This window comes from Paraflavitalea sp. (genome assembly GCF_059502485.1).
In genome coordinates this window covers 564,875-582,670 of the sequence record NZ_JCACET010000010.1, presented here as the reverse complement: position 1 = coordinate 582,670, position 17,796 = coordinate 564,875, and the positions used below count along the sequence as shown (strand labels likewise).

At 48.2% G+C, this 17,796-nt stretch carries 12 protein-coding genes; 2 read left to right on the top strand and 10 right to left on the bottom strand.

The genetic code is table 11. From position 1 onward, the window contains the following. Positions 1-47: 47 nt before the first annotated feature. Positions 48-2,468: an ABC transporter permease gene (locus AC5JBY_RS19655; protein WP_495906349.1), complete on the bottom strand. Its 2,421-nt coding sequence runs from the start codon at positions 2,466-2,468 to the stop codon at positions 48-50. Between the two features lie 44 nt (positions 2,469-2,512). Here AC5JBY_RS19655 and AC5JBY_RS19650 point away from each other — a divergent pair, with 44 nt between their 5' ends. Next, on the top strand, positions 2,513-2,911 hold the full coding sequence (locus AC5JBY_RS19650) for a hypothetical protein (RefSeq protein ID WP_495906348.1): 399 nt from the start codon (positions 2,513-2,515) through the stop codon (positions 2,909-2,911). A gap of 23 nt (positions 2,912-2,934) precedes the next feature. Beyond that, positions 2,935-4,212 (top strand): nucleoside recognition domain-containing protein, encoded by a 1,278-nt coding sequence (locus AC5JBY_RS19645; protein WP_495906347.1) that lies wholly within the window; start codon positions 2,935-2,937, stop codon positions 4,210-4,212. A gap of 207 nt (positions 4,213-4,419) precedes the next feature. Here the strand turns inward: AC5JBY_RS19645 and AC5JBY_RS19640 are convergent, their stop codons facing one another. The 9 genes from AC5JBY_RS19640 to AC5JBY_RS19600 all read right to left on the bottom strand — a co-directional run bounded on the left by AC5JBY_RS19640 (position 4,420) and on the right by AC5JBY_RS19600 (position 17,779). Beyond that, a complete protein-coding gene (locus AC5JBY_RS19640; protein ID WP_495906346.1) occupies positions 4,420-6,930 on the bottom strand; it encodes an MG2 domain-containing protein in 2,511 nt (836 codons plus the stop codon). A gap of 67 nt (positions 6,931-6,997) precedes the next feature. Continuing rightward, the gene (locus tag AC5JBY_RS19635) at positions 6,998-7,804 is read right to left on the bottom strand and encodes a hypothetical protein (protein WP_495906345.1); all 807 of its coding nucleotides are present in this window, start codon (positions 7,802-7,804) and stop codon (positions 6,998-7,000) included. 31 nt (positions 7,805-7,835) lie between these two features. Then, the gene (locus tag AC5JBY_RS19630) at positions 7,836-9,518 is read right to left on the bottom strand and encodes a SusD/RagB family nutrient-binding outer membrane lipoprotein (RefSeq protein WP_495906344.1); all 1,683 of its coding nucleotides are present in this window, start codon (positions 9,516-9,518) and stop codon (positions 7,836-7,838) included. A 23-nt stretch (positions 9,519-9,541) separates the two neighbouring features. Beyond that, positions 9,542-12,643 carry a SusC/RagA family TonB-linked outer membrane protein gene (locus AC5JBY_RS19625; RefSeq protein WP_495906343.1) on the bottom strand — a complete coding sequence of 1,034 codons (3,102 nt, stop codon included), beginning with the start codon at positions 12,641-12,643 and terminating at the stop codon, positions 9,542-9,544. Between the two features lie 123 nt (positions 12,644-12,766). Then, positions 12,767-13,516 carry a DeoR/GlpR family DNA-binding transcription regulator gene (locus AC5JBY_RS19620; protein ID WP_495906342.1) on the bottom strand — a complete coding sequence of 250 codons (750 nt, stop codon included), beginning with the start codon at positions 13,514-13,516 and terminating at the stop codon, positions 12,767-12,769. Positions 13,517-13,637: 121 nt separating this feature from the next. After that, entirely contained in the window at positions 13,638-14,687 is a 1,050-nt protein-coding gene (locus AC5JBY_RS19615; RefSeq protein ID WP_495906341.1) for a hypothetical protein, read from the bottom strand. Between the two features lie 320 nt (positions 14,688-15,007). Beyond that, complete coding sequence (locus AC5JBY_RS19610) at positions 15,008-15,319, bottom strand: hypothetical protein (protein WP_495906340.1); 312 nt, start codon at positions 15,317-15,319, stop codon at positions 15,008-15,010. Between the two features lie 47 nt (positions 15,320-15,366). After that, positions 15,367-15,942: a hypothetical protein gene (locus AC5JBY_RS19605; RefSeq protein WP_495906339.1), complete on the bottom strand. Its 576-nt coding sequence runs from the start codon at positions 15,940-15,942 to the stop codon at positions 15,367-15,369. Between the two features lie 178 nt (positions 15,943-16,120). Continuing rightward, positions 16,121-17,779, bottom strand: a complete 1,659-nt coding sequence (locus tag AC5JBY_RS19600) for a RagB/SusD family nutrient uptake outer membrane protein (protein WP_495906338.1) — start codon at positions 17,777-17,779, stop codon at positions 16,121-16,123. Between the last annotated feature and the right edge of the window lie 17 nt (positions 17,780-17,796).

The window sequence follows — 17,796 nt, the reverse complement described above, 5'->3', positions numbered from 1 at the left end:
CGCATTTTATACGGCCTGCTGTCTAAGATGACAGCAGGTCTCACTTTTTATTCATTCCTCAAACTGGTTGTAGGATTAGCCAATGCAGCTTTAATGGTGAGCCACGCCGTGGTAAGCAAGGCGATCAATACCAGCACAGCCACCGGCAACGCAAACTGCCACCACGTGAGCGGTGCCCTGAATGCATAACCATCGAGCCATTGCGTGGTGAGGAATAAAGCAATAGGTATGGCCACGACACTGCACCAGAGTATTAGCTTCACGGTATTCCAGCTAAGCAGCGCAACGATGTGTTGCACGGAAGCGCCTACTACTTTGCGTATACCGATCTCTTTGGTGCGTCGTGTTGTTGAGTAAGCAGTCAGGCCAAACAAGCCCATGCAGGCAATGAAGATGGCCACCAGCGAGAATACGATGAAGTTGTTGCCAAACTGTATATCCTGTTGATACTGGCGATGGTAAAAGTCATCGAGGAAGAAGTAATCGAAAGACGATTCCGGGAAGAACTCCTGCCACACCTTCTGCAAATGCGCTACACTGCCAGTCATGTCTTTGGCAGCCACCTTCACGGAGAAATAATCGGCCGGTATCCATCTGAGTGCCCGGTCCATAAACAAGATCACCGGAGTGTAGGCTTCGTGTAATGATTGTTGGTGATAGTTTTTGATCACACCAATGATCTTGTTGGGCTTTTGCGTAAGCGTCTCTATCCAGATCTGCTGGTTGAGCGCTGCTTCCGGAGAAGCAAATCCGAATTGCCGGATGGCCGCTTCATTCATCACAAGGCCGGTAGAATCGTCAGGACGGTTTTTATCGAATGCCCTGCCTGCTATCACTTCAAGGCCATAGGCATGTATAAAATCATGGTCTACGCTCAACATTTCATACAACCGTTCTTCTGTTGTGGAAGCACCATAAGGCCTGTTGGCGAGGAACTTGCCAACCTTCTTGCCGGGTACGGCGCCCGATGCTGTTGTCTGAGTCACGCCAGGTACAGCTTTGAAAGCGCTCTTTATACTCTGTATTTTCTGTGCATAGTCTTTCGTCTTTGACGGTGCCTTGATCACAATAGTCTGGTCAATGCTGGTGCCAATTTTTTGTGTGTACATGAAATGCAGCTGGCGATAAACGGCAATAGTACCAGCTATGAGCAGGAGAGAGGCGGTAAACTGAAAAGCTACCATCGATTTGCGCAAGAGCGTGCCACCGGGCGAAAAAGTGAACCGTCCTTTCAACATGGTAATCGGTTTCAGCCTCACCAATATCATGGCTGGGTAAATGCCGGATACGATCATGCCTGTTAGTAACACGATCGCTGTGCGCGTATACAAAGCCGCGTTGAACAGCAGACCATGAGCCCCTATATTATTCAGGAATCCAGGCAGCCACTGCGATGCAGTCGTCACCAATATAATGGCCAGCACCAGCGCAGCCAGGTTAATAATAAAAGATTCCAGCAGGAATTGAAAGATGAGCTGAGGCGCCCTTGCACCGTTTATTTTACGGATACCCACTTCACGTGCTCGGTCAAGCGATTTGGTGGTGGTAAGATTGATGTAATTGATAAAAGCAATGATCAGGATCACAAATGCCATGATGTTTAGCAATTGCACAGCCTGCCGGCTACCCTTTACTTCCAGTTCATATTGCTTGGCGGCGTTGAGGTGGATGTCTTGCAAGGGTACCAGTTGTATGCCCCATTTCTGGTCTTTCATAGATGGCCCTGTTTTATACTTTTCAGCAAGAGCAGGGAATTGCGCTTCGATACTGGCGGGAGCAACGCCGGGCCGCAGCTTTACAAACGTATAGCTTTCGTGCATGTACCAGAAGTCCCTCACCCGGGGGTGCGTAGTAGCCCAGGATATGAGCATGCTGAGCTGCAACGATGAGTTGGCAGGCAGGTCTTTGAATACACCGGTCACCATACAATGCAGTTCGTTATTCTGCGTGCTCATATCGAGAAACTTACCTACGGGGTTCTCTTTGCCAAAATATCTTTGCGCCGCGCTTTCGGATATCACTACCGTGTTGGCTTCTTTCAATACGGTGAGCGGATCGCCACTCAGTAGCGGATAGGAAAAGAAAGTGAAGAAATTGCTATCCACAAGACAGGCATGCTCTTCCCGGTACTTGATATCATTGTAACGTACCATGCGCTCTGCCTGGTGCCAGTTGATACGGACATAAGTTTCAATGCCGGGCAGGTTGTCGTGCATAGCACGGGCATAGCCATTGGTGCTGGTGGCCCAGTCGTCGGTAAGGTCTTCACCTTTGTAAAACTGGCTTTCCACGCGATAGATGCGTTCTCCACCGGCATGTATCCGGTCGTAGCTATTTTCGAAGTTGTTATAAGCGTTGATGAGTAAGAAGGCTGCCATTCCAAGCGCAAGGCCAACGATGTTGATGATGGTGTACACTTTGTTCCTGGTAAGGTTGCGCCAGGTCACCAGCAGTATGTTTCGTATCATACCCAATAATATTGAAAAATAGTGGGAATTGAGTATGTTTGGGCATGAAGAAATACTGCGTTTATTTGCTGGTATTATGCCTCGTCCAGGCTTGTTCCAAGAAGGGTGAAAAGGGTACAGCTACCGAAGCCATTTTGATCCCGTCAAGCTGGCAGACCTATAAGTATTTTCTCAACGGTGTGGAAGACCCCAACATGGAAAACCGGGTACCCATCTTTACTTTCCGCAAGGATAGCTTATATATGCGGTTGATCAATCCACTCCAACTGGATACATTCCTGACCGATTTCCGTAACGAGCAAAACCTGCAGCTCAAACCGGTGAATAACCCTTTTCAGCGGCCGCTTAATTTAAAGATTGATTCGCTGGAGGGTGGGCATTTCAATTTTACGCTCACCGATGGCGTCACCGGCAGTCATTTATATAAGACGGTAAAGTTGTAAATTTAATTTTATATCTCTCCAATATGGTATTGAATTATCTATGGATCTCTTTTTTCCTGATCGCTTTTGTGGTGGCTGCAATCAAGCTGATTTTCCTCGGTGATGTAGTAGTATTTAAAGCTATTGTCGACGGAGTGTTCGAGACAGCGAAGACTGGGGTAGATATTTCCCTGGGGTTGATCGGCGTGATGGCGCTATTCCTTGGTTTTATGACGATCGGGGAAAGGGCAGGGGCCATCAATGTATTATCCCGGATCGTGGGGCCATTCTTTAGTAAACTGTTCCCCGGCGTACCCCGCAACCACCCGGCGATGGGGCATATGATGATGAACTTTTCGGCCAACCTGCTCCAGCTCGACAATGCAGCCACCCCCTTTGGCTTAAAGGCTATGGAAAGCCTGCAGGAGTTAAACAAGGATAAAGAAACAGCCTCCGATGCACAGGTAATGTTTATGGTGCTGCATGCTTCCGGCTTAAGCATTATCCCGGTAAGCGTCATTGCACAGCGGGTGATCGTAGGCTCGAAGAATGCGACAGATATTTTCATTCCCTGTGTCATCTGCACCTTTGTGGCTACCATGGTCGCCATGATCATTACGGCCTTCAAACAGCGCTTCAGCAGCCGGCAGTGGGTAGCTATCCTCATCTTCAGCCTGGTAGGTTCGGCCTGTTTGGCCGGACTGGCGGTATTCTTGCGGCACCTGACGCCCACCAATGCCAGTATCTTTTCCAATGTGCTGAGTACGGGATTAATCATGCTCCTTTTTGTGGTGTTTATTCTTGGCGGTATGTATAAAAAGATCGCTGTATATGATGCCTTCATCGATGGCGCTAAACAAGGTTTCGAGGTAGCAGTAAAGATCATTCCTTACCTGGTAGGGATGTTGGTCGCCATCAGCGTATTGCGTAACAGTGGCGTGTTTGATTACATTATAAAAGGAGCCCAATGGTTTTTCTCACAATTGGGATTCAATACCGATTTCGTGCCCGCTTTGCCCACTGCTTTGATGCGCCCCTTCAGTGGCAGCGCTTCAAGAGCTATGATGATCGATGCCATGACCAATCCGGCATATGGAGGCCCTGATTCGTTCGTGGGGCGTCTGAGCTGCATGTTCCAGGGATCATCAGATACTACTTTTTATGTAGTGGCTTTGTATTTTGGCTCTGTAGGCATCAAGCGCACACGCTATGCCATCCCGGTTTCACTGCTGGCCGACCTGGCGGGTATTACTACAGCCATCATTGTGGCCTACAACTGGCCTTGGACAGGACCGGTCCTCGAAGTAGCAGTTCCTAAGTAAAACAACTATCATACAACGTAAAGAGGTGACATCTTTTCGAAAGGTGTCACCTCTTTACGTTTGAGACTAAACAATGTCTTGTCACCCTGAGCCTGTCGAAGGGTGGGTCGCCCTCAAAACTTGTCCCGCTTTGCGGGAGGGCGGCTCACCCTGGTCTAAAGGAGCCTGTCGAAGGGCTGTCCAGGGATCCAAATCCCCTAAAATACATTACTCCAATATCTGCTCCTGATAAATAAAACGACCGTCAGCATCTAAACCCTGTATCAGCACTTTCACCTTGGTAGACTTATCGTTGTTGAAGAATTTAATATTGGCCTTGCCATCTTTGTTAGTCACTATGCGTGGGCTCCACAACAATGTGATCCTGTTGTCGGGCATGCTTTGCAGCGCGGGGTTGAGGCTGTAATCGGGTGTAAAGTATTCACGTACCGGTGAGTAGCCACCCAATTGTGATTTGGCAAAGGTTTTATCATAAATGCTCTTGCCCACTGTAACACCTTTGTGCGTATATACGAGGATAGCCCCATTGAAAGGCCCTACTGCAAAGGTCTCTGCACCCACATAGGTTTTTACGAAAGCCACATCCGTCATCACAAGGTTGTCCAGCACTTCCCGGCTCACAGGCACTTCATTCAGGTAAAAGGCGATACCATTCTGCACATAATCAGGAGCACTGGCCACAGGGCCTGAACCTTCGCCATCCGTGAAAGTAACGCCGCCGGTGGCAGGGCCGTTATCGCTGAATACATTTAAACCTGCTGTACGGGAAAGCGTAACGGTAGGGCTTTTCATATCCCCCTCCACCACAAAGCCCGGTACGGTACGGATCATTTGCCATAAACTGAAATAACCCTGTTTGCCCGGCGCCAGTTTGCGGCCGCCAAACATGTATTGACCGGTAGTATAAGCATTGTTGAGAGAATCGGTGGGAGATAACTTGCGGCCCGTAACAGTTACACTCTTCAGGTATTCGGGACCCTTCATAAAAGTATCTACGGTATGCACCTGAGCCAACAGGCTTTCATTCAGCTTATCGTTGCCCTTTACCGGATCGTAGTCGAAAATACCTGCAGAGGCCAGTGCCTTTTTCACGGTATCATAATAATTGGGGTAGAGCGTAACATCGATGACCATGGCCTGTCTTTTATCATTCGTTGCCTGGTAGGAAACGGTAGCATCTCCTCTGAACTCCAGATTGTCTACTATAAATTCTCCTTTATCGGTCAATTTCGCTTCCGACAGTAGCTTTGTGGAATCCGCAGCTTTCAGCATAAGATTCACACGTCCCTCCTTAATGATATTGTTGGTGCCGGGCCGGGTAGCTTTTCCTTTGATGGCAATAGATGACTCGACCGGGAATTTGAGTTCGGGATATTTGCTGGCCAGCACATCCTTCCATACAAACCTGCGCCATCCATGCGTCATCATCAGCACATCGAGGTGTTTGTTCGTGCTGGTATCATTGGCGGCAAAATAATAGTTGGGGTTGTTGATGTTCCCTTTCAGATCTGAGGCAAGCAGAGAAGAAGCGATGATGTTTACCGGCGATGAGAGATTGTCGGTAGATACATCGGTAATACATACAGATATGTTGGGACGCTTGATATCCTTCAGGTTCAGGCTGAGCGTATTCTTAGCCTTGCGTGTCAGGGAAATAGTTTCTTTTACCAGTTCAGGTGTCAGCGCATTCGTGTTTTTGATGAATGCGAGACGTTCAGCGAGCGGATTGCCAAGACTGTCGAAAACCGTTACCTGGATGATACCAGGCGGTAAAGCCTTTTTAGGAATAGATGCTGCCGAGGCGCCTTCTGCAAAGTTCACTTCACCCTGGAATACGGTAGTATTGTGCATCTGCGCTACAATGAGCAGCCTGTTGAATTGCGATTCCTGCGCTGCTTTCCTTTGCAGGATCACGGTGAGGCGGGCTGCCGCGTTGTTGTTGATCCGCATCACAATCCCTTCTGCTTTGGCGGCTGGCAGTTGTACTTTGGTGCTGCGGCCATTAGCGGTGGTAATGTTGGCGGTGTAGCTTTTGCCCGCTGCCGGGGTAAGCCTGAAAGAACCCATACCATCATGATCACTTTTGAAAGAAGCAACAGTGGCTCCTGCTGCATCGGTAACCGTGCCGGTAATATCCAGCGCAGTGCCATATTGATCATACGCTTTATAAGCCACTACCGATTCGAGATCGTTTACAAGGTCACCACCTTCGGGGAAGAAGTTGACGTTTACCTGCGGGGTTATTTTGGATGCATTAGTCACCTTCCTGTCCATCCCCAATATGTATATTTCAGAATTGAAAATATAATCCCGGAAATTGAGCATCCACAATGTGTAGGCCCTTAGTGTATAGTTTCCTGTGATGAGGTCGGGCTTCAACTGCAGCTCGCAGGCAGTGGAGCCGGCGCTGTCCAGCTGGTACATCTTTTTATGCACTACCTGTCCGTCGCTATTGATGAGGTCTACATACACGATGCGGCTCAGATAAGTTGGTTTACCATCCAATGTGGCCCAGGCTTTCATCCAGATCGTTTCGCCTACGGCATAGTAGTTCCTGTCTGTTTGCAGGAACACTTTTTCCTGTGGATAGCTTTCGTGGAATTTTGACAACCCCTGCTCTGTTTTTGCAGTGAGGTCAGCAAGTGCAGCGACTTGCGCATGCGCTGCGGGAATGAAAAAAAATAGTAATACAAGGGGGCTAAAGTATTTGTTTTTCATGGCAGTAATTTAATAAAAAAACACCTTGCGGATACAAGGTGTTTTTTTAATTAACTATAGTTTTTAACTATTTATTAAAGATGAGGGAGATGCTCGGTCCCCAGATACCTGTTTTTCCGACGTGGCCGCGGGCTACAACGGTAAAACAGCGTTTATTGGTAACGGAACTGGTGCCATAAGTGGTGCCAAGCGTAGCGGTGGTACCATTCTTCCTTAATTTAAAGGTATTGGTACCTGTTACCAGCGGTATCGTAATAAAACCGGAAGACTCTTTGTACTGAATATTAGAAGCCAGTACAATATCCGTTCTGGAAGTGTTGGTCACCAGGAAGTCTACCCCGCCGCCTACATTGGGGATCGCATTGGTAAAGTTCAGGCGAACAAAACCGGAGTCGGCATAGGTAGTGTTATCGTCCAGCACGTAGGAAGTTACGTTGGGGAATGAATCGGTCACCATCAGCGTATTATATTTACCGCGGCCAATTTGCATGGTCGTGGAATATACCTTCAGCGAGTCTTCATTGGTACCCACTTTAGGGATCGACAATTCAATCTGGAGGTTGGTGGTATCTACAGCAAGATAATCGTTCTTGTTATTGCCACCTGTATTGAGGCCGCCGCCAGGGAAAGGCATCACATACTGGGTAGTAGAGGTAAACCGGAATCCCAGCTGGTTACTCACCCGCTGACCATTTATTTTCAGTTGAACACCTTGCGTATTCATGCCCGGACTCACCCAACCCAGCTTGAAGTAGCCGCCGTTGGAGGGGTCAATGTTATCACTGAGACTTAATTTATTCTTTTCACAACCCATCAGCAGCACGCTTCCGCAGATGATGGCTGAGCAAAGCTTAATGATATTGTTATATTTCATGATCTCTGATTATTAAGGTTATAAAAAACTATCAGGGCTCGCTGAACCACATAGGTTTGGTATGATAGTTATTGGAAAGAGCGCCGATGCGCAGCAGTTCCGATATGTTCCAAACGTACTCTGAGTTGAAACGGGGGCGTACACGCTGTACAGGCAATCCGCCGTTGGTAGTAGAGAAGCTGGCCGGGAAGATGAAATTCTTGTATACCGGCAGGCCTGTTGCTGCATCGAGGTCCACATTGTAGTGGAAACGACGCAGGTCACACCAGGTTTCAACAAATCCCCATCCCCACAGCGCGATGTATTTCTGGAGCATGATATCAGTCATGTTAAGCGTTGCAGTGGTTGTTTTCACTGCGCCAGACGTGTTCATGTAATAGTTTATTTCAGCATCAGTGATCTTGGTGCCGTTGAACAGCGCTACGTTCTGCAGCGGATATACGTCGCGGTTGATCATGCGCATGTGCCCGGTTACACCATTGCGGTAAGCTTGCAGCGCGATGGTCTTGTCGCCTTTTCTGAAGGCTGCTTCCGCTTTGATAAACTGGATCTCGGAGTAAGTCATTACCGGGTGAACCACTTTATCCCTGAACAGGAACTTACCTACGTTGGTAGTGAAGTTGCCTGAGCTGGGGTTGGCATACGTGCTATCGCCCCAGAGGCTGGCGATACGTCTGCGGGCTGCTGCACCGGTAGTGCTGCCCGAGTTGGGATCACCTACGCCGGGGTCGGCACCGCGATAACCACCATTGCCGGTCACGGTATCCGCAGAAGCGCTCAACATATGGCGTAAACGTGGGTCACGGGAAGTGCCAAGCGTGTTGCCCAGGAAAGTAGTGCCATCCAGCAGCTTCACGATGAAGTTACTCTGGCGCATGGGGTGTGCCACCGAAGAAACAGTTTCGGTCATATTGTTCCGGTAAGTACCGAAGAAGTTCGCGTCGTCGTTCTTGCTGGCGGTGAAAGGGATCACGAAGTCATCGAGACCAGCCTGGTCAGCCAAAGACAGGTCGCAGAACTTGATTACTGAATCTGCATTATAGCTGGCTTTGTTGCTGAGGTGGCTATAGTTGCGGGCAAGTACACCATAAGCCATCTTTTTCCACTTAACTACATCACCGCTGTAAACAAAGTCACCACGTGAAAGAGCAGGCTTGCCAGTTGCTTCCAGGTTGCGGCTCAGGTAGTCGATCGCTTTGCGGCAAATAGAATCTACGCCTTTGTACACGGTATCTTGACTGGTGTATTTATAAAACACCTTGTCGTCCTGGAACAGGCCATAGAAACCAATATCACCATGATAGTCGGTAGTCATTTGGAACATCAGCGCTTGCAAAGCAAGACCTGCACCTGCTACATCCCAGCGTTGATCCTTTTCACTTTCCTCGATGATGTATACAAGGTTTTTACCCAGGCCATAATAACATTGGCGCCAGATATCACCAGCTGCATCCGATCCGGAAGCGTATCCGTGTTGGTCCCAGGTGTTGAGGTTGGCGTTGTTGCCGGTCAGCCAGTTTTGGATATAGCGTGACAGGTAGCGGGCATCATATTGCGTACCGCGTGGAATACCCGCCAGCTGCGTAGGAAATACGCTGGTAGGATCCGGGTTTTGAGGCGTATCCTCATCCGTATTGATATCCAGGTATTTTTTACAACTGATGGCAGAAGCCAACGCTGTAAAAAGAACTGTATATAAAAATATCTTTTTCATAATTCGCTAAGTTTTTAAAATGGTTAGAGTTGGAAACGGACTCCAAAGTTGAACCTGCGTGGATTTGACAACGCTCCGTAGTCGATACCCGCTCCACCAAAACCACGGCTGGAGGAGTTAAGACTGTTTACGTTGGGATCGGCGCCGGTGTAATTGGTGATCATAAACAAGTCCTGTGCAGATGCAGTGATCTGGAATGACTTGAATATGCGCATCCTTTTCAACATATTAGCAGGTAAACGGTAGGACAGCGTGATGTCACGCATTCTTAACCAGTTTACATCTTCTATAAAGTCTGCTTCAGATGTGGAAGCATTATAGAAACCTTGCGTATAGTAAGGAATTACTGCGATGTTGTTAGGCGTTGGATTGGCAGTGTTTTCCAGTCCGTCTTTCAGGATGCCCTTGATCACGCGCGGTTGTTCGCGGTCCAGTGTCCTTTTGCTCAAACCATTTACATAGAGATACATTTCGTTGGCGTTGAATACGTCACCACCTTTACGAATATCTATGTTGAAGTTGAGGTTGAAACCCTTGTAAGAGAAGTTATTGATGATACCGAGTTTGAAATCAGGCTGACGGTCAGCGATGTTCTCGAAAGTGTTCTGGTTGATCGGATAGCCGGTAGCAGGATCGATCAGCAGTTCACCCTTGTCACTCTTTTGGAAAGTGTAACCAGCGAGGTTACCCGTGAACGCGCCTTTGTAAGCCTGTGAACGTACGTTGCCATACAGCCAGGTATCAGAATCATAATAGAAAGGCAGGTCTTTCGGCATTTCCTTGATCTCACCCACGTTGCGGTCGAAGTTGAGCGTGATATCCCAGTTGAAATCCTTGGTCTGGATAGGTGTACCGGTCAATTGTATTTCCAGACCGCTGTTCTGTACCAGACCCCCGTTGATGAACTTGAGGATGTACCCGGTGAGGTAGCTACTTCTTGCAGACAGGATCTGATCACTACTTCTGAGCGTGTAATAAGTGAAGTCGATACCCAGCCTGTTTTTCAGGAACTTCATTTCCAGACCCATATCCTGTTGTTTGGTCAGCTCAGGACGCAGGTTTTGGTTACCACCCGTTACGCCCAGTGCATAACCACCGCCAGAGGAGATCTGTGATACGAAAGCGTAGTCGATAGCGTATGCAGTATACACACTCTTACCGGTGGTAGCGTAGTTGTAACGCAGTTTTGCGAAACTCAGCCAGGGCAAGGCATCTGCCACTGCCGGGATATCGGTAGGTACTAAGCTAACACCCACAGAACCGTAGTTGAACCAGGGATCTTTATCGGGATAGAACTTGGAAGTGAGTTTGGAATCACCCTCACGTGTTCCACCCAAAGACAGGTTGGCAAATTTATAATTCAGGTTATAGCTCGCATAGAAACGTACGTTGCGGGAACGGAACAGACCTGTGCGGGCATCCCTTGTTTCGGGCTTGGTATTGTTGATGTTGAGGAAGTCCTGCTCGAAGAACTGCTCCCCCTTGAAGGCGTCGATCTTCGTTCTGTAGTCGTCGATATTCACACCAGTTACGAGGGTATTGTTGAAATCGCCCCATTTTTTGCGGAAAGTGGCGCGGCCCTGGTAGTTCAGGTTGGTAGTGATCTGGTCATACAGAGACACGAAACCATTGGTATAAGAGCCATATACCGATTGCGGGTGAGAAGCGAAGATACCTTCCGTGCTGTAACCATCATAACCGGCGATACCGTTGATGGTAAGCCATTTTACAGGCTCATAAGAAAGGTTAACGCTACCCTGCAACCTGTTTACTTTATCTTCTCCATTATTCTTGTTCACATCCCAGAAAGGGTTGTCTGATTCGCTGGTATAGCTACCGCCACGCAGTGTTTTACGTGATCCGTTGGGCAGCAGGTAATCCTGTACATCGCTGTCCTTGGGCCAGTACATCAGCGTCACGAAATAACTGCCGGCTCCTTTCGATACCTTATCCGTCAATGAACCGGTATAAGTTCCGGAAGCTTGTACGTTCAGCTTATTAGAGATCTTGGTATTGCTCGACAACCGCACGGTAGTACGCTGGAAAGATGAAGAAGGTACCACACCCTGGTTCTTGAGATAGCTGCCCGACAAGCGGAAAGTCGTCGACTGATTGCCACCTTCAAAACTGAGCGAGTGTTGTTGTTGGAGACCGGTACGGAAGAAAGCGTCGAAGTTGTCGTAGAACTTGGTTCCTTCAGGATACCTTTCGCCGAAGAAAGTACCTACGTTGTTGTCCTTAACACCATTCGTACCACGTCCATAAGTAGTTTGCACTTCGGGGAAGCGGTACAGCTTGGCAAAACCAAAGTTATTATCGTAAGTGATGCTTCCGGTACCTGCTTTACCACGTTTGGTAGTGATCAACACCACACCGGCAGCACCCTGTGAGCCATAAAGCGCTGTTGCTTCAGGTCCTTTCAGGATGGTCACTGTTTCAATATCTTCGGGGTTGATATCCATGGCGCGGTTGCCGTAGTCACCGTTACGGTTGGCAAATCCGATACCGCTGGGGTTGGAAGCAGCTATGAGGTTCTCCTGGTTCAGCGTCTGGTTGTCGTAAGGCACACCATCCACCACAAACAGAGGCTGGTTGTTACCCCCAATAGAGGTAGCACCACGCAACACGATGGTAGAGGAGGCTCCGGGCAATCCTGACGTTGAAGTGATGGTAGCACCGGGAACACGACCTGCAAGCGCATTGAGGAAGTTGTCCCTTCTTGTTTGTGCGATCTCTTCACCGGCTACTTCCGTAACAGAGTAGGGGAGTTGTTTTCTTTCACGCTTCACACCATAAGCAGTAACCACCACGTCCTGCATGGTTCCTTTGGCCGCTTTCAGTTTTACTGAAATAGTGCTCGCGTCGCCCACAGTTTCCTGCGCTTTGTTGTAGCCTACATAAGTAAATACGATCACATCGCCTTTTTGAGCCAGCAGTATGAACGTTCCGTTGGCTCCTGTAGTAATTTGTTTTTTGGTACGTTGGTTGGCCACAGTAACGCCTTCCAGGGGTGAGTCGTCATCATCGGCAAGGACGGTGCCGGAGATGTTCTTTTCCTGAGCCAATAGCCACGTGCTTTGAAGTAGCAACAGGCCTGCCAGGAGCAGTCGAAGCGTCTTTCTCATAAGCTGATTTTGTTTTTAGCTTTTAAGTTATAAACAGTCGTTATAAACAGGATTCACTCAAGGATAAGGTGTCTGGTATAATGAAACTGTTTTTCAAAGGGGACCTTAGGATCTTGCTACTGTTTACAAAACCTCAATTCCTGCATCCCGGTAGGGTTTGAGCATCGGATCGTCCGGTGGCAGTTCAGTGATCAGCGTATGGATTTTATTGACTTCAGAGATATGGATAGGTTGTAGAGAATTGATCTTTTCGGCAATGGACAGACACACAACTTTGCGGGATGATTCGATCATAGCTTTCTTGAGATGTACTACATCCCAATCACTATCGGTAATACCATCTTTGATGCTGATGGCATTGACACCGAGGAAACACACATCGGCCCGGATACGTTTGATCTGTGCAATCGCTTCACTGCCTACTGTTATTTTGGAGTTCTTCGATACTTTGTCGCCAATGAGGATCACCTCGATGGTAGGGTGATACATATATTCCAGCACGGCTGGTATACTGCCCGAAATGAACGTAGCCCTCAACTGAGGAGGTAAGGCGCGGGCCAGTTCAATAATAGTGGTGCCGCCGGTAGTGAGCACAAACATGCCGTCTTCTACCAGGGAGGCAGCCTTTTGCGCAATAATCTTTTTATGATCGAGTGAATAGACGTTGTTGGAGGGATAATAAACCTGGTTGAAGGAATGAGACAGGGCGCCGCCATGTACTTTGATGATCTTGCCCTCATCGGCGAGCTCCTGCAGGTCGCGCCGGATGGTATCTTCTGATACGCTAATTTCCTGACTAAGGCTGGAGGACAACACTTTATTGTGAAGGTTGACCTGGTGCAGTATGTATGCCTGACGTTCCTTCTTAAGCATCGGTTGTTAGTGGTTACCCGCACAAATTAGGTAAATTCCGGCATAAAGTCGCAGCATGCGGAAATTAAATTCGCAGAATTTTGTAGAAATTCCCGCACAAAAGTGATATTAGGGGCCTTTGTTATGTAAGCTGCAACAAATTTGCAGGATTGTGCAGGATGTGAGGTGGTGAATTTGCAGAACGAACGAGTAACAACTTATTTACACGCGAATGTGATGGATGAAGGAGAGAAATAAGAGAAGGAGAGAAGGGTATAAAATAATTACTCGCTCGCCTTCCCGCTAATTGTGGGATGAGGCTCTCTTCACTCGCTCGCCTCCGGCGAGCGAGGCTATTGTGGGGCCTCTGGCCCCATCGAAGCAAACGGGTTTTCGCTATGCGAGGCTTGCAGCCTCGCATCACTATTCCAGGGCCTTCGGCCCTTCGCACCAACAAAGCAGGAACTGCTTTGTCTCCCTGCTCCAAAACTTTTTCTCTCTCTGAATTGCCCGGCCCTTTAGGGCCGGGGTAAAAATTACGATCACCCTCTTGGGCTTTAGCCCAATGTTCAACACAGCCCTGCGCCACACGCAGCTTTTCTTCCGCCAGTAGCTGCTCTTCCGCCAATCTCCGATACTTCTCCATCGTCCGTTCGTAGCACGCCCTATTCATCGCTTTGTGTTGCCGTTTTCTTTCCTCTTCTTCGAAGTCTATGTACCTGGGCCTGCCATGCTTGTCTTTTCGCTTCAGTAAACGTTTAATAGATTCCTCACTGTACTTCCTCCGCTTCCTGATCTTTTTAGGCTTGGGTTGGAAGATTAAATTATCAGGATCAATGAGCTTACGTTGTTCCCAGTACTCGACATAACATTGCCACAACAATTGTTTTACTTCCTCATCCGTATACGGATTGTCTTGTAGTAAGATAAATGCTTCACCCGTGAAAGAACGGTACATCCAGAATTGCCGCCAGCCGGGTGGGAGAGCATTGTAGACGGCTGCACCAATCTTTGAAGCACGCTTCAAGAGGTCGGCATGGACCATAGTTCGCCTGAATTCGGGGCTTGTTTTGACACGCTCGCTGGAGAGTGTACTTTTCTTACGGGCGTAATATTCGTCGCCCAATTTGTAGAAAACGAGGTCGTCGATAGTCTTGACGAGCGGATAACAGAGACCGCCAATTTGTTTCATCGGATTTGGATTTTTATCTACCTGAATTTACGAAAAGCCTGGATCAGAAAAAAAAGATTCTATTAGACATAAGTCAATACTGGCGCGGTTTGGCTCGTTTGGCGCATATTGGCCTGTACGACAGTCAGGCCGCTCAAAGCGGCCAGACCAGCAACAACGCTGGCAAGCAATCCCACTTGTTCAAAAGGGGGGTACTTGGGATAATTCAAAAAGAGGGATACTCCCGGGATGCTAAATGGATGATGTAGGGATACTCCATACCAACCCCATCCTAAAGGCGCACTTTACTAAAACATAAATCGTCGGCCATTTGACCAAAATCAACCGACCTGATTAGTCAGTTGTTCAACACGGTCAGGCTGCCGAATTAATAATACCATTCCGATCAGTGCTGCGGCGCCTAAGATTGCAAATGCTATGGCGCCTCCCGGTGCTGCATAGTTTGCCTGGTAGGGAGCAACTATTGGTTGTTGATAAGAGCTGGTGCTTACTTCTCCGAATGAATTTTTGCTCTTTTCGTAGACAGTTATTTCAATTTCTTTATTGTAAGTATAGAGCCCCTTGTTGGAATAGATAATAGATAAGGTAGTGAAAACGATAAATAAAATCCCTAAGGTGATTTTCCAGTTCATGGGTTGGTTTTGAGTTGTTTGGTATATGGCCCTTTGTTTGAATGGCTTTAATGAATGTTGACAGCATAGCCAAATAGCTCCCAGGGCAGTTTCGCCATAGGGTGATTGAGATTGGTAACAATTTCCTTTTCGATGATTTTATAAGCTACAATACTATCTTTTAAATTGAAAATGAAATAATGATCAAAGTCGTATGAGCCATCTCGTCCAGGTGGATTAAGCGGTCCGGCTGTCCTGATGCTAAGCAATTCCTGTAAGCTTACATATTTATCTATCGAATCCTTTTCCGTTTTTGTAAGGGCGAACCCTTCCTCATAGTGATCCTGCATGGGCGTGTAAGTTGCTCTGTATACTACGGTATGATTGGCGTTTTCCTTTCTCCACCATACGACCAGCGATTTACTCCCGTAGTTGTTAAACAAGTAGGTGAATATCGTATCAGATTGATTGTCGAGTGCAAAATTGAGACTGTCGATTAGTTTCCTCACCGTCGAATCTTTCGTGTCGAAAGTGCTGGCAGTCGTAGCCGCAAACCGTTGCTGACGGATGCGGGAATGCTGTTGCTGGCACGCCATGGCATGACAGCCGATAATAGCACAGAAGATCAATAATTGTTTAGTCATCTTTGTTCAACCCTGTTGAGGTGCCCCAAATAAGGTATAAGTTGCCAAATAAGCAAGTTCAAACCGATAAACGTGCAGATTTGCCCCGAAAGCGTGCAACAAAAAAGGGATGCCGTCTCCGACATCCCTTCCGGTACAATTAATTCCGTTTTATTAATGTTCCGATGGAGTGTGCATGTTATTGCTCCCAGCCTGGGTTCTGCTTCAGCATGCCTGCAGGGTAGAGCGATATTTGTCCCGTAGGTATGGCAGTGAGGTAATGGCGGGGATCGATGAAAGGCCTGTTGGTAGCGGCTGTATAAGTCATGATATAACCAGCTCCATTACGCAGCACCTTGCCATTGTCGGGCACTTTAGCACCAAGGAAGATGTCAGGATTCTTTACATTATCCATATACGTGCCTTTCTTCCAACGCATGAGGTCCTGGTAGCGGAAGCCATCCATCATCAGTTCTACACGCCTTTCGCGGCGTATCTCCCAGATGAGCGGGGTAACGTCTGCATCCTTCTTGGTATCTACAAAAGTGTTTCCATTCACAGCCACATTCTGTCCACCGGTAGTTTGCAACCTGGCGATACCGGCGCGGTCCCGCAACAGGTTCACCGATTTATTCAGGTCGGCATTCGTCACAGTGTATTTGCCAAGCTGGTCCAGCTCCACAACCGCTTCTGCATAGTTCAGCAATATTTCACCGAGGTAGAAGAGCGGCGCATCAGTCTCATTGTTAGGCGCCAGCTGGTTCGAAGCCGGGTTCAGGAACTTGGAAGGCCGGTAGCCGGTGCTGGAACTGAGACCGCCAACGAGCGTACCATTATAAGCCAGAAAAGTATCTACAGTTTGCAGCAGGCGTTTATCGCGGTTGGTGCGTAAGGTCTTCAGATCTGCATCTCCCTGGTACAGCGGCGATAGGCTGATAGGAAGACCATCAGTTGCTGCATACGACTCCACAGCCGATTTGGTAAGGCCGCTCATCTGCGTAGTACTGTTGGTGTAGCCAATCACCGAGTGCGTCATACCCCCCGCCACATACACCTTATACAGAATGACCTCTTTATTGCCGGTAAGGCTCATCGAGCTATAGATGTCTTTGTAGTTAGCACCAAGCACATAGCCTGCCGCCATCACCTTTTCAGAAGCGTCCTTGCAAGCCGCCAGCCACACATCGGCATCGCTGAGGCCCACCTCTGTATGGTATTTGCGATAGGTGCCTTCAAATAAACAAACCCTTGATTTGAACGCGAGCGCCACGTTTTTAGTCACTGTATTATCGAGATCAGTAGCACGCAGGTTGTCGATGGCAAAGTTGATATCAGCCAGCACACTATCCATCACCAGCTTCCTGGGATCACGCGGTTTGTAGATGGCAGCCGTATCGCTGATGTCGAGTGGCGTACCAATCCAGGGCACATCACCAAACAGCTTCACTTTACCGAAATAATCGAAAGCCCGGAAGAAACGCGCCACAGCTGTCCAGTGCTTCTTAGCCTCGTCGCTCATAGGCACAGTTTCCACCCGCTTGATCATGATATTGGCTTTGCGGATCAGCGTCCAGTCCCAGTTACCATTCGTGGCAGCTGCCGAAGCGGGATACACGCTCAGGCCGGTAGTTGCCTGGTCATCGGAAAAAGTAGAGAAATAAAAGTCGCCCGAAGTGCCGGTGCCAAATCCGGTAAATAAATTGTAGAACTCCCAGTTGTAGGCCCTCACGTTGGCTTCACTGCTCCAGTACACGTCATCCGTAAACCGGTCGGGCGTTTTTGTTTCAAGGTATTTTGAACATCCTGCCAGCGACAGTGCCGCAGCGGATAGAACGTATAAACTATGTTTCAGTTTCATTTTTTCAAGTTTTAATG

Coding starts and splice junctions, on each gene's coding strand:
- AC5JBY_RS19635 (WP_495906345.1), bottom strand. CDS start 7,804: ATGAAATATAACAATATCATTAAGCTTTGCTCAGCCATCATCTGCGGA.
- AC5JBY_RS19625 (WP_495906343.1), bottom strand. CDS start 12,643: ATGAGAAAGACGCTTCGACTGCTCCTGGCAGGCCTGTTGCTACTTCAA.
- AC5JBY_RS19645 (WP_495906347.1), top strand. CDS start 2,935: ATGGTATTGAATTATCTATGGATCTCTTTTTTCCTGATCGCTTTTGTG.
- AC5JBY_RS19615 (WP_495906341.1), bottom strand. CDS start 14,687: ATGAAACAAATTGGCGGTCTCTGTTATCCGCTCGTCAAGACTATCGAC.
- AC5JBY_RS19640 (WP_495906346.1), bottom strand. CDS start 6,930: ATGAAAAACAAATACTTTAGCCCCCTTGTATTACTATTTTTTTTCATT.
- AC5JBY_RS19630 (WP_495906344.1), bottom strand. CDS start 9,518: ATGAAAAAGATATTTTTATATACAGTTCTTTTTACAGCGTTGGCTTCT.
- AC5JBY_RS19620 (WP_495906342.1), bottom strand. CDS start 13,516: ATGCTTAAGAAGGAACGTCAGGCATACATACTGCACCAGGTCAACCTT.
- AC5JBY_RS19600 (WP_495906338.1), bottom strand. CDS start 17,779: ATGAAACTGAAACATAGTTTATACGTTCTATCCGCTGCGGCACTGTCG.
- AC5JBY_RS19655 (WP_495906349.1), bottom strand. CDS start 2,468: ATGATACGAAACATACTGCTGGTGACCTGGCGCAACCTTACCAGGAAC.
- AC5JBY_RS19605 (WP_495906339.1), bottom strand. CDS start 15,942: ATGACTAAACAATTATTGATCTTCTGTGCTATTATCGGCTGTCATGCC.
- AC5JBY_RS19610 (WP_495906340.1), bottom strand. CDS start 15,319: ATGAACTGGAAAATCACCTTAGGGATTTTATTTATCGTTTTCACTACC.
- AC5JBY_RS19650 (WP_495906348.1), top strand. CDS start 2,513: ATGAAGAAATACTGCGTTTATTTGCTGGTATTATGCCTCGTCCAGGCT.